At 50.4% G+C, this 12,857-nt stretch carries 12 protein-coding genes; 1 reads left to right on the plus strand and 11 read right to left on the minus strand.

Annotation, left to right across the window (positions count from 1 at the left end; genetic code table 11):
- The 7 genes from ELY33_RS01485 to ELY33_RS01515 all read right to left on the minus strand — a co-directional run bounded on the left by ELY33_RS01485 (nucleotide 1) and on the right by ELY33_RS01515 (nucleotide 7,786).
- Nucleotides 1-1,032, minus strand: a complete 1,032-nt coding sequence (locus ELY33_RS01485; RefSeq protein ID WP_126942886.1) for an ArsJ-associated glyceraldehyde-3-phosphate dehydrogenase — start codon at nucleotides 1,030-1,032, stop codon at nucleotides 1-3.
- Between the two features lie 168 nt (nucleotides 1,033-1,200).
- Complete coding sequence (gene pstB, locus ELY33_RS01490; RefSeq protein ID WP_126942889.1) at nucleotides 1,201-2,040, minus strand: phosphate ABC transporter ATP-binding protein PstB; 840 nt, start codon at nucleotides 2,038-2,040, stop codon at nucleotides 1,201-1,203.
- 25 nt (nucleotides 2,041-2,065) lie between these two features.
- Nucleotides 2,066-3,232, minus strand: a complete 1,167-nt coding sequence (gene pstA / locus ELY33_RS01495; RefSeq protein ID WP_126942892.1) for a phosphate ABC transporter permease PstA — start codon at nucleotides 3,230-3,232, stop codon at nucleotides 2,066-2,068.
- Between the two features lie 15 nt (nucleotides 3,233-3,247).
- The gene (gene pstC / locus ELY33_RS01500) at nucleotides 3,248-4,504 is read right to left on the minus strand and encodes a phosphate ABC transporter permease subunit PstC (protein ID WP_126943317.1); all 1,257 of its coding nucleotides are present in this window, start codon (nucleotides 4,502-4,504) and stop codon (nucleotides 3,248-3,250) included.
- A gap of 168 nt (nucleotides 4,505-4,672) precedes the next feature.
- Complete coding sequence (locus ELY33_RS01505; RefSeq protein WP_126942895.1) at nucleotides 4,673-5,683, minus strand: substrate-binding domain-containing protein; 1,011 nt, start codon at nucleotides 5,681-5,683, stop codon at nucleotides 4,673-4,675.
- 125 nt (nucleotides 5,684-5,808) lie between these two features.
- Nucleotides 5,809-6,540 carry a sulfite exporter TauE/SafE family protein gene (locus tag ELY33_RS01510; protein WP_126942898.1) on the minus strand — a complete coding sequence of 244 codons (732 nt, stop codon included), beginning with the start codon at nucleotides 6,538-6,540 and terminating at the stop codon, nucleotides 5,809-5,811.
- Nucleotides 6,541-6,592: 52 nt separating this feature from the next.
- A complete protein-coding gene (locus tag ELY33_RS01515; protein WP_126942901.1) occupies nucleotides 6,593-7,786 on the minus strand; it encodes a Bcr/CflA family multidrug efflux MFS transporter in 1,194 nt (397 codons plus the stop codon).
- Between the two features lie 177 nt (nucleotides 7,787-7,963).
- Between ELY33_RS01515 and tal the strand changes: the two genes are divergently transcribed.
- Nucleotides 7,964-8,902, plus strand: coding sequence for a transaldolase (gene tal / locus ELY33_RS01520; protein ID WP_126942904.1), 939 nt, complete (start codon nucleotides 7,964-7,966; stop codon nucleotides 8,900-8,902).
- A 175-nt stretch (nucleotides 8,903-9,077) separates the two neighbouring features.
- Here the strand turns inward: tal and ELY33_RS01525 are convergent, their stop codons facing one another.
- The 4 genes from ELY33_RS01525 to ELY33_RS01540 all read right to left on the minus strand — a co-directional run bounded on the left by ELY33_RS01525 (nucleotide 9,078) and on the right by ELY33_RS01540 (nucleotide 12,782).
- Nucleotides 9,078-9,593 carry an STAS domain-containing protein gene (locus tag ELY33_RS01525; RefSeq protein ID WP_126942907.1) on the minus strand — a complete coding sequence of 172 codons (516 nt, stop codon included), beginning with the start codon at nucleotides 9,591-9,593 and terminating at the stop codon, nucleotides 9,078-9,080.
- Nucleotides 9,583-10,776 carry a PP2C family protein-serine/threonine phosphatase gene (locus ELY33_RS01530; RefSeq protein ID WP_126942910.1) on the minus strand — a complete coding sequence of 398 codons (1,194 nt, stop codon included), beginning with the start codon at nucleotides 10,774-10,776 and terminating at the stop codon, nucleotides 9,583-9,585. The genes ELY33_RS01525 and ELY33_RS01530 overlap by 11 nt, the downstream gene beginning before the upstream one ends.
- 8 nt (nucleotides 10,777-10,784) lie before the next feature.
- A complete protein-coding gene (locus ELY33_RS01535; RefSeq protein ID WP_126942914.1) occupies nucleotides 10,785-11,585 on the minus strand; it encodes an MlaA family lipoprotein in 801 nt (266 codons plus the stop codon).
- 75 nt (nucleotides 11,586-11,660) lie between these two features.
- Nucleotides 11,661-12,782, minus strand: coding sequence for a beta-ketoacyl-ACP synthase III (locus ELY33_RS01540; protein ID WP_126942917.1), 1,122 nt, complete (start codon nucleotides 12,780-12,782; stop codon nucleotides 11,661-11,663).
- Between the last annotated feature and the right edge of the window lie 75 nt (nucleotides 12,783-12,857).

A 12,857-nucleotide genomic window follows, 5' to 3' on the forward strand; every position in this document is an offset into this window, starting at 1 on the left:
TCAGCCACGGTTCACCTGCGCACTACCCACCATCAGCGCCAGTTCGGCCGTACGGTTGGCGTAGCCCCACTCGTTGTCATACCACGCGTAAAGCTTAAGCTGGGTACCGTTAATCACCATGGTGGAGAGCGCGTCAATAATCGAACTGCGGGGGTCGGTGCGATAATCAATAGAGACCAGCGGGCGCTCTTCATAGCCTAAAATACCGGCAAGTTCTCCCTCTGCGGCTGCCTTCAGCGCTTGATTAACCTCTTCCACCGTGACATCACGCTCAAGTTCAAACACCATATCGGTGAGCGATGCGTTGGCCAGCGGCACGCGAATGGCGTGACCATTCAGCTTACCTTCCAGCTCAGGGAAAATTGCGGTGATCGCTTTCGCAGAGCCCGTCGTTGTCGGAATCAAACTCATACCGCAAGCACGGGCACGACGCAGGTCTTTATGCGGCGCATCCAGAATTGTTTGAGTGTTAGTAATGTCGTGTACCGTGGTCATTGACCCGTGGCGAATACCGAAGGTTTCTTGGATCACTTTAACCACTGGCGCCAAGCAGTTAGTGGTGCAACTGGCAGCGGTGACGATTTTATGCTGAGCAGGATCGTAAAGATGGTCATTAACGCCCACCACCACGTTCAGCACACTGGCTTCTTTCAACGGCGCACTGACCACCACGCGGGCAACGCCCTGATCAAGAAATGCTTGAAGCTTGGCGGTGTCTTTCATTTTACCCGAGCACTCGATGACCACGTCACAACCTGACCAGTCACTATCAGCAATCGCTTTGTTGGCGCTAAACGCGACTGATTTACCGTCCAAAACAATTGCGTCATTAGAAGCGGTAATTCCTTTGCCGGGCGACCAGTGGCCGTGTACTGAGTCAAACTCAAGCAGGTGAGCGAACGTTGCTGCATCGCCGCCAGGGTCGTTAATACGCACAAGTTCAACGGCCCCTGCTTCAACCTCAGCCCATAGACTGCGCAGCGCCAGCCGACCAATACGCCCAAATCCGTTAATACCAATACGAAGTGCCATGGAAACTCCCTCTCAATAGTCAGTGCAAACACTAGTCAGTGCAAACACTAGTCAGTGCAAACACTAGTCAGTGCAAAAAACCTTAACGCTAACATGCGAAAAATCATATATTTAAAGCAAAAAAAATACCTGCAGAATAGCGCGTGCTAGCCTGCAGGCAGTGCTTGGTTAACCGTAGCGACCGGAGATATAGTCTTCGGTTTTCTTCTGCGCAGGCGTTGAAAACATCACCTTAGTATCGTTGTACTCAATAATTTCCCCTAGGTGGAAAAATGCCGTGTAGTCCGCTATACGTGCCGCCTGCTGCATATTATGCGTCACAGTGATAATGGTGAACTGCTCTTTCAGCTTATCCATTAGATCTTCGATCGTCGCTGTTGAGATCGGATCCAATGCTGAAGTAGGTTCATCCATTAAAATCACGTCCGGCTGCACCGCAATGGCGCGGGCAATGCACAAACGCTGCTGCTGACCACCGGACAATGAGGTGCCTGGCTCTTGTAGCTTATCTTTCACTTCGTTCCAAAGACCTGCATCACGCAGTGCTTTTTCAACAAGCTCGTCCTGCTCGGCCTTGCGACTTACTAAGTCATGCATACGCGGTGCATAAGCAACATTTTCGTAAATCGATTTCGGAAAAGGATTTGGCTTTTGAAAGACCATACCAACACGACGGCGCAGGGCCACTTCATCCATTTTGGCGGCATTAACATCACGGCCGTCGATTTCCACCAAACCTTCTGTATGAACACTGGGGATCAGGTCATTCATGCGGTTTAAGCAGCGCAAAAAGGTTGATTTACCGCAGCCTGAAGGGCCAATCAACGCAGTAACATTTTTCTGAAAAAGATCAATATTTAGATCTTTTAACGCTTGTGTTTTTCCATACCACAAGTTGAGATCACGAACACGAATACTAAGGTCGTGACACGCTTTATCGTTACGCGTGTAGGGCTGACCAATGTCCGGGTTCGTCTTATAAGTTACGTCGGGCATTTGAGCACTCATAGTAAATTCCTTTGAAACGGCAGCCTTACCAGCGGCGTTCGAATTTCTTTCGCAGTAAAACAGCGGAAGCATTTAGAGAGATTAGCACGGCCAAAAGCACTAGAATGCCGCCCGCCGTTTTTTCAACAAAGGCATGATCAGGCTCATTGGCCCAGGTAAACACTTGCGCAGGCATCACCGTTGCAGCTTCTGTAAAAGAGGCCGTGACATCGGGAATAAACGCCACCATACCCACGATAATCAGTGGCGCGGTTTCACCCATAGCCTGTGCCAAGCCAATGATGGAGCCGGTCATAATTCCTGGCATAGCTAGCGGCAGTACGTGGTCTTTCACCACTTGCCAGCGCGAACAACCGACCCCAAACGCCGCATGACGAATTGACTCAGGAACACTTCGCAGCGCTGTACGTGTCGAGATAATGATTACCGGCAGCGTCATCAATGCCAACGTCATACCGCCAACTAACGGTGTTGAACGCGGCACACCGAAAAAGTTAATAAAAATAGCAAGGCCAAGCAAACCGAACAAAATGGAAGGTATAGCAGCCAAGTTATTGATGTTGATTTCAATTAATTGAGTAAGACGGTTATCGGGCGCAAACTCTTCCAGGTAGATTGCTGTCATCACACCGATAGGAAAGGCAATAGCAAGAGTAACGATCATGGTCATCACCGTACCGACCACTGCTGACATGATCCCGGCCAGCTCTGCCATTTTAGAATCACCGCGAGAAAAGAAACCAACGTTAAACTGCTGCTCGATTTTGCCTGTTTCAACCAGCCGATCAATTCTCTCCATCTCCTCATCATCAAGGCGAACGCGGTTCCCCTTGAGATACTGATCCACTTCACCACTGGCCAGCACCCAACGCTGCACAGTTGTACCCAGCAGGGTGGGATCGTTGCGCATTTCAAGTGGAATTGTACGCACCACGCTGCGACTGATCAGCGTTGAGAAGTCTCGATTAACGGCAGCTCGCCCAGATTTTGCGGCATCTTCGCTGTAGTTAATTTCTACATTGATCATCGCCTGCTTGAAGGCTGGCAAGCCCTTATTCAGCATGTCAGCAAAGAAGATCAACAAAAATGCTGCGGCTAACGCTAGCGCCCCCATTGAGTAGTATTTCAAGCGCATTGACTTGCGGTGGCGACCTTTGAGCTGCTGGCTGATCTGATCGAATGAATCGTTCATTGAGATATCCTAGCGTTACAGATTATTGACGCGGTATTTTTCGCGGAAGCGACGAATCATGATGACTGACACAAGGTTTAATGACAGCGTCACCACAAACAACACCAGACCCAACGCAAAAGCGGATAGCGTTTCGGCGCTCTCAAACTCCAAATCACCGGTCATAGCAGCGACGATTCGCACCGTAACGGTCGTCATTTCTTCTAACGGATTGATGGTGAGATTGGGTCGCATACCCGCAGCCATGACCACAATCATCGTTTCACCCAGCGCCCGAGACATACCCAGTAGTGAAGCAGAAATGATGCCCGGCAAGGCAGCGGGGATAACAACATCGCGAATGGTTTCACCTTTGGTCATTCCCAGTGCCAATGACCCTTGGCGCATACTGTCGGGCACTGCGTTAATAACGTCGTCAGAAAGCGATGAAATAAATGGAATGATCATGATGCCCATGACGATACCGGGCGCTAACGCGTTATTAAAGGAAGCATCTAAGCCAACGGTTTCAGCCACGCGAACAATAAAAGGTGCCACCGTAATCGCCGCGAAAAAGCCATAAACAACCGTGGGAATACCCGCAAGAATTTCCAGCATAGGCTTGGCAACTGCTCGTACTCGACTAGGAGCATACTCCCCCATATAAATGGCTGAAAGCAGGCCTACCGGCACAGCCACGGCCATGGCAATGGCCGTAATCATGAAAGTACCCGCAAACAGTGGCACCGAACCAAACTCAGCGCCGCCGCTAGCACCATCGCCGCGACCTGCAGCCATTAGAAAGCTGTTACCGGGTGCCCAGGTGGTTCCAGTAATAAAGTCCCAGAAGCTATGCATCTGGAAGAAGTTAAGCGCCTCACCAACGATCGATATCAAAATACCGAGGGTGGTCAGAATCGAGATAGTGGCCGCCCCTGCCAGCACCCAACGTATCACCCGCTCGATGGCCTGGCGTGCATGGAAGTTGGCGCGAACCAACACCATACCCACCGCAAGACCGATGGCGGCTAACACCAGACTTGCCAAGAGTAATGGAAAAGTCGGGATATCAGCCCCGATCAGCAACATAACAAAAGCGCCCAACGCACTCAGCAAGATCGCAGGACCTGCGGTTGCGACAACGGCGAACCAGGCATACTGGTCAGGCTGAGAAAACATGGCGGTGCCAGAGGCGCGAACTTGAGTCGCTTTTTTACGCGCGATAAAAAAAGCCATTAACCCAAGCAGCAAAAGCACGCTACAAAAGATCAAAAAGGGGTGATTGGTCAGCATCATGGGTGTCTCTGGTTAGACAATGAATCAACTCAGCGCATGGTGAGGCATAAAGATGACAGCAATATGACAGAGCAACGACGATACAAAGGAAAGCCGCCAGAATGATGGCCTAAAAAAAGAAAACCGACGCCACTTGGCGTCGGTTTTCACATTTATCGCAACCGCTTACTTGAGCATATCAACGGTCAGTTGCTTACGATCAGCCAGGTCAGCCTGAACGCGCTCCAATGCCTCAGCGGTCGGCAGAATCAGACCGATATCCTTCAACAGGCCACCCTCGCCAATCATCATGTCAGAAACAAACATTTCGGCGTAGTCATACATGACCGGAACGTCATCCGCGTGCTGATTCTTAATATAGAAGAACATGGTACGCGCGACCGGGTACTCTTCAGAGGCGATGGTGTCGGGCGTCGGGTCAACACCGTCGATGCTGGAACCAATTAGTACATGGTCGTTTTCTTCCAGGAAGGAGTAACCGAAGACACCGAACGCCGTGCTGTCTTGCGTTAGGCGTTGAACAATCAAGTTATCGTTTTCGCCACCGTCGATCCAACCACCGTCGGTACGCAGGTCAGAATACGCTTCACCATATTCCGGGAAACTCTCGGAAGCAGCTTCCATGACCAGCTCATCAAAAGAATCACGGGTTCCAGAAGTCGTCGGTGGCCCCACAATCACGATTTCACGATCCGGAAAAGAAGGATCAATCTGATTCCAGTTGGTGTAAGGGTTTTCAACTAACTCCCCATCAACGGGCACTAATTGAGCGGCGGCCAGAAAGATTTGCTCACGGGTAACCGGCATCGGCTCGTTATCAGCCGTTTGCGCGAAGGCTATACCGTCACTTCCGATGAAAACTTCCGTGATGTCAGTTACGCCATTTTCTTCACAGCGCTCAAACTCGGATACTTTCATGCGGCGAGACGAGTTTGTAATATCCGGCGTACCTTCACCGACACCATTACAGAACAATCGCATGCCGCCACCTGAGCCTGTACCTTCAATGACTGGTGTTGGGTAGTTGGTAGTGGCGCCGAACTCTTCAGCGACAAAGCTGGAAAACGGATAAACGGTACTGGAACCCGTAATGTTGACTTGTTCACGGGCTTGAGCAACACCGGCAACGCTCATGATGGCAGCTGCTAACACGGTAGTTTTTAGAATACGGTTCATGCGAAATACTCCTGTCGATGTAAGGTTTTGGCCTTCGCAAGACGTACTTTGCACCGCTTCGATGACAGCTTTGTGACACAGCATGCAATCACATAATTTTTTCTAAGGACAACTTTGCACTCGTATTAAATTAATAGCCCCAACGCTGCCAGCATACATAGCCCAAGCGTAACGCCTTGCAGCAAGCGCCTATCCAACCGATGCGCAACCGCATGTGCCAGCATATTACCAATCAGCACCGCCGGCAGAAACGTCAACGCCAATTTAAAATGCCAAGCCGACACTTGGCCTGCAAGCGCTAGCGTGGTGAGCGTTAAAAGCGACGTCAAAATGAAGAAAGCGGCTAAATTGCCGCGCAGTTGGCCTAGCGGAAAGCCATGCATTAGCAAGGCGATGGGTGGGCCACCCATGGCTGCCACCGTGCCGAAGATGCCTGAAAGCACGCCTGCAATGAACAGGGTCAGACGGTTCACTGGCGGGTGAAAACGAAACAGCGTTACTACCACGGCAAAAAGCACAATCGCGGCAATCAGTTTTTCAAGCACTACGATCGGGGCCGCCAGTAATAACCAAACACCCAGCGCATTCCCCGGCAAGCAGCCAATCAATGCAACGCCAATTGCACCCAGGCGAATTTCTTGCCAGTAATGGCGCACCATCAGCAATGAAACAGTGAATACAAACAGCACCAGAACAACCGGCACCAAACGCGGCTCTAACATCAATAATAGCGGTGCCGCAATAATCGCCAAGCCAAAACCGGTTGCACGCTGTACAAATGCACCCAGCATTAATGCGGCCGAACAGGCCAACCACACATTAAGCGGCATGTTAATCCACGCCTGTAAACTATGCATTTGAATCGATCATTTTGGCCTTTCGAGTGAGCAAATCTATCAGAACGAGCCATCAGTACGAATCATCGTAGACGGGTTTTCTTGTCAGTTTTCGGACGCCGATATTACCCAGCAGAGCGGCGCCTAACATGGTAAGCACCATTGGCCAAAGGTGTTCTACTTGAAACAAGCCCACCATTACGCCTGCAATTGCCCCGCAGCTAAACTGGATACCACCTAGCAAGGCAGTCGCTGTGGCACTGATATGCCCGAAATAATCCAACAACGCAGAAATGGCATTAGGCGTGATCAAGCCAATCATGCCGGTAAACAGCATAATGAGAGGAACCACAACATATAGCGACGCCAAATTAAGTGCCGTTGCAATAACTAGCCCCACCGCTGCAATTAATTGAATCGTTAACCCCAATCGTAAATTCTGTTGTGGCGAGCGCTTGCGCAGCAGATGAATATTGACGCGATTGGATAGCGCAATCACAAGGACATTAAGGCCAAACACCATTGGGTAAACGCTAGGCGATAGTGAAAAGTAGTCTAGGTATAAAAATGGCGAAGCGGTTACAAAAGCAAACAGCCCAGCGAATGAAGCGGCAACGGCGCAAATGTAGCCCATCCCCTCTTTATGACGCAGTACGCTGGCATAGTTACGGATAACTTGCCGTGGCGAAGCAGCGGGCAAGTTAATATCTCGCGTTTCGGGTAAGCGCGTACCTAACAGCCAAAGCAAAAAACCTGCATAGGCAGCCAAAAATACAAATATCAGCCACCACCCCGCAATGTGTAGCAAAATACTGCCCACAGCAGGTGCCACCAACGGCGCAAGCATCATGATCATGGCCATCGTCGACATCACTTTAGCCGCTTCGCGTCCGCTGAAGCAGTCACGCACTATCGCTGCAGAGTTCACCACACAAGCACCGCCACCAAGTGCTTGAATAAATCGCCATACCAGCAAAGAGGACAAACTATCAACGGTCGTAATCATTAAGCTCGCGAGCATAAACACCACCAAGCCGCTGAGCAAAACGGGCTTACGACCTACCCTGTCCGATAACGGCCCGAAGCACAGCTGACCTATGGCGAAGCCAAATAAAAACATACTGATAGAGAGCTCAGTATGATGAATACTCGCGTTGATATTTTCTGCCAGTATCCCCATGGCTGGTAAATACGCATCAATCGCAAACGGCGCAAGCGCTGTATTGGCCGCCACCAACAGCGCCACCCGACGAGGATTAAGTTCCATAAACACCCTTGAAGTAGGCATTAAACAGCGGAGAATGCCGCTGAATAGATAGGCCGCTAATCATAATCGATTTCAATTCATTTGTCGGTCTCTGTTCGTCGTGCAATGCCCTTGCTAAAGTACCCTAACGACAGCTATCTCAACGACAACTATCTAAAGACAACTAAGGAGCAATGCATGGCCGCTAGCCTATTAACCCAATTAAAAGAGATGACCACGGTTGTCGCTGACACCGGTGACCTTGAGGCTATCCGCCGCTTTCAGCCGCAAGATGCCACCACCAACCCCTCGCTCATCTTGCAAGCTGCCCAGCAAGAAGAGCGTCGTGCGCGTCTTGCCAGCATTGCTAAAGAAAGCACCGACTTAGAAGATGCTGTCGATCGCGTCGCGGTCGATATCGGCAGCGAAATCAGTGAGCTGGTGCCTGGCTACGTTTCAACTGAAGTCAGTGCCCGACTATCATTCGATCGTGATGCCACCATCGCCAAGGCGCACTCGCTGATTGAGCGGTACGCCCAGCATGGCGTAGGCCCGGAGCGCATCTTGATCAAAATGGCATCGACCTGGGAAGGTATTCAAGCCGCTCGCCAGCTTGAACGCGACGGCATTCGCACTAATTTAACCTTGTTATTTGGCTTTGCCCAGGCACAGGCCTGTGCAGATGCTGGCGCAACGCTGATTTCACCGTTCGTAGGCCGTATTCTCGACTGGCATAAAGCCAAAAACCCTGATGAGGACTTCAGCGGTGCCAATGATCCAGGCGTGCAATCTGTTAAGCGCATTTACGACTACTACAAGGGCCACGGCTACCCCACCATCGTGATGGGCGCAAGCTTTAGAAACGTGGGTGAGATTCAGGCACTAGCCGGCTGTGATCGTTTGACGATTTCCCCTGCCCTGCTCAACGAGTTAGACGAGTTGCAGGGTGAGTTACCGCAACAGCTCATTCCCAAAGCGGCTAGCAGCGCACCAAGTGAAGCATTATCGCAGGCAGATTTCCGTTGGGCGATGAACGAAGACGAGATGGCCACAGACAAGCTGGCGGAAGGTATCCGCAAGTTTATGGCTGACCAACGAAAACTCGAAGAACTGCTGAGCAAGCTTCGCAGTAGCTAATTCGATTTCGCAGCAACTCATTGGATTACTTTCGCCTCAGCCGGGCTGATCCAGATTTATACGGCAAGAAAGCAAAAAGGCCCTCTAAGATCTTTTCTTAGGGGCCTTTTCTAGCTCTAGTAGACGCATAGTTCTTGAAACATAGCCCTTGAAACATACGGTTCACTGAAGCGCCTTAATGAACCCTTGAGTTTTGCGCTTCGAGCATTTCGACCAGCGGTTGAAACTGTTCGCGGTTATGATCGTTCATGTGCATCAAAATTCGATGGGCTTCTAGAATACGGTCACGCAGGCCTTCTTCATCCGCGGGCTCAGCGGGCAAGTCTTCTAGTGCCGACGTTAGTCTCGACGCTTGCTGCAAAGGCGCTTCCATTAGCGTGAAAAAGCGCGCGAACCCCATCACATCGAGCATTTGCCGTACATCTGGATTATCAGCAATGATAGTGGGGGGATGCGCTAAGCGCCCTTTTACCGCCATCGCTACTTTGGCGAGAAAGCCCAGCGCAGTTGAATCAACATTCGTTGCTTCGCGCAGGTCAATCATCACCGCCGTTAACCCAGGCGTTTCTGCCAAGCGCTGAGCTTGGCTATCAAGCGTGGCGCACAGCGTTAAACGCACGTCACCACATAATTTTAAAACAAAAACACCGGAATCGAACGCCGCCTTGATGCGGCCCTCTTCAATCAGCATGACCAAATCCGCTCACCATCATGATTGTCAGGTCATCGGGTAAAGCACTGCGGTCTTGGTTAGCCTCTTCATCCGCGTCGTCTTCAATAAGAAGGGAGTTAGTGTTGGCTAGCCGGTCGCGCAACTGCTCAAGCGTGACACTTTCGCTTACTAATTGCTCAAGTTCCTTGAGCCGCGTGTCGAGTGTCTTACCCGGCAAGCATTCCAATACACCATCTGAACACAGCCATAAATGAAAATCGGCCGGTAAAGCACAGCTGAGTGAAGGATACTCTACATCTGGAAAAAGACCTACTGGCATTCCCTCACCTACCAGACGCACTAGCTTACCACCTGACACAAGCAATGGCATTGGAAGTTGCGCGCCGAGGGAATAGTGAAGTGTTCGCGCCTCATGGTCAATGACACCAACAAACAGCGTTGCGTGTTTGCCAATATCGGTATCCTGCAATTCTCGATTTAATGCCGCCAACCAGTTTGGAGCCAGCCGTTCTGGCGATTGACCATCCCATTCATTAAGCCACCGGTTACAGAGATATTTGAGCAACACAGTAACAAACGCAGAGGATGCTCCATGGCCCGACACGTCCGCAAAATAGAAGGCGCTATAGCGATCGTTATAGCGCTGATAGTCAAGAAAGTCTCCCGACAAATACAGCGATGGGGCAAACCAATAGTCGTAGTAAACACCGTTGATTATTTTGGGATGAACAGGCAGTAAACGGCGCTGAATATGGCCACCGCTCTGTTGATCCATCCGCAGCAATGCTAGGTGCGTTTCCAGGCTTTCATTTAATTCTGCCAGCCGCTCTCTATCTCGGTCTCGTTCCTGAGCCAATGTATGAAGCTCAATGGCTTTGCGAATCATGCGGCGCAACAATTCCGCGTGGCGCAGCGGGTGAACAATGTAGTCAACCAAGCCAACATCAACGGCCTTGATTAAGTCCGCATCCTGACGAGAATCACTAACGACTAAGGTAGGCAGGCGATGCGTTAATTGCGACCACTGCTGACGCGGCACCGACCTTGCATGAGCTACAATAAGTGCGGTGTCAGCAGGCAAATTATCAATATTTTCCGCTGCAAATACCCATAAGCCATCACACGTAATCGCTTCTGCTAGCGCGTCACGCTCTTTTCCCGGCTCATCGATCACCGCGATCAACTGCTTGGAATGATCCATATTAAGCCTCAATCGGCGAAATCGTCGTCACCAAAGTCGGTACCGTCAAATTCAAAATCGTCCATGGCAAATGGGTCATCCCCAAGCTCACCATCCTTGATTTCAAACTGGCGGCGTTGTAAGAAGGCATCACGGACAAATCGGTAGCGGTCGCCACTAATTAACGCTTCTTGATCAAGTAGCCTTGCGCGAATGTGGATAATATCCAGTGCCGTCAAGCCAGCTCTAAGTGTGTGGTCATCCATATAAGTAATCGGATGAGCTGCAATATCAAAGGGTAGCCCCGTGGTATCTCTTAATGTCCCAGGGCCGAGCAGCGGTAACACTAAATAGCGAGAGTCATTCCACCCCCACACCGCCAACGTTTGACCGAAATCTTCCTTATCAGCATTAATTTCCATCAAGGTGGCGTAATCCAGCAACCCACCAATACCCACGGTTGAGTTGATTAAAAAGCGCGAGGTGGCAAGCCCTGCATTAGCCGGTTTGCCCTGAAGCAGGCTATTTAATGCGGTACGCACTTCACCAAGGTTGGAGAAGAAATTACTCACTCCGGTTTCCACGGGATCGGGTGTTACTATCTGATAACCTTTCGCCAATGGCTTTAGTGTGTAGCGGTCTAATACGTCATTGAACGTAAACACGCGACGATTAAACCCTTCCCAGGGGTCTTCAAGATTGGCTTGTTCGCCAACATTAGCCCCGGAACTAGCACAGCCACTCATGCTTAATACGGCTAGCAGCAAGACAGGCAGTCCCTTGTGGCGCCAGCTTAACGCGCCTTTATGCTTTGCTAATAACCCAAGCATGATAATTCCTCTTTCAACATGTGTGGCGTGCAACTCGTCGCGTCTCACGCCTTAAAACAATAAACAAAAGCACTGTTATTTCCGGCGTACAACAATGCTACCTGCGCTGTAACCTGCGCCAAACGAACAAATCACACCAATATCGCCACTTTCCAACTGCTCACGATGCAGGTGAAAGGCAATAATCGAACCCGCTGAGCTAGTATTAGCATAGCGATCAAGAATAATAGGCGCTTGGGATTTGCTAGGCTCAGTACCCAGCACCTTACGTGCGATCAGATCATTCATATGCTGGTTAGCTTGGTGCAACCACATACGCTTCAAGTCGCTTCCAGAAAGTTCTAAAGAAGCCAAATGATTCGAAATCAGTTGAGCCACCATAGGGCACACTTCCCGGAAAACCCGTCGCCCCTCTTGTACAAATAACTTGTCTAACGCTAGTGGGTCACTGTCAGTGACGCGATTCAAAAAGCCAGCGTTGTTACGAATCGCATTCGAGAACTTGGTAACCAAGCGCGTACCTAATAGTTCGTACTGCTCATCAGCCACGGCGCAATCACTGCTTTCCAGCACCATTGCGGTACACGCATCGCCAAAAATAAAGTGGCTATCGCGATCTGTAAAGTTAAGGTGTGCCGAACAGATCTCGGGATTTACGATAAGCGCCCGCTTTACACTACCAGACTTAATCGCATTGGCCGCTGTTTCAAGCGCAAACGTGGCAGAGCTGCAGGCCACGTTCATATCGAAACCGTAACCGCTAGTCCCTAACACTTGCTGAACTTCGACGGCAACGGCTGGATAGGCACGCTCTAGGTTTGAACACGCCACGATGACAAGCTCGATATCAGTGGCATCGACGTTCGCCGCCGATAACGCTTGTTGTGCCGCTTGAGTAGCCATATCACATTGGATAGACGTTTCGTCATTGCTGCGTGCTGGAAGTTTAGGCCGCATACGCATCGGGTCAAGAATTCCCGAAGCATTCAACACATAACGACTTTTAATACCCGATGCCTTTTCAATAAACTCACTACTGGAGTGTGACAACGGCTCTCGTTCACCACGGGCGATGGCATCAGCATACTGAGCATTTTGGCTGTCTACCCACATGTTAAATGCTGTTACCAGCGACGCGTTATCAATGGCGTGTTCCGGCGTATAGAGTCCTGTACCGGTAATCACCACATGTGTCATGCCTATCTCCTTATAGCGGCTTGCTGAGAGTCGCTGACTGTCAATCGATATTGTCATTTTGGTGCATTTGCTTAA

This window comes from Vreelandella andesensis (assembly GCF_003989795.1).
GTDB lineage: Bacteria > Pseudomonadota > Gammaproteobacteria > Pseudomonadales > Halomonadaceae > Vreelandella > Vreelandella andesensis.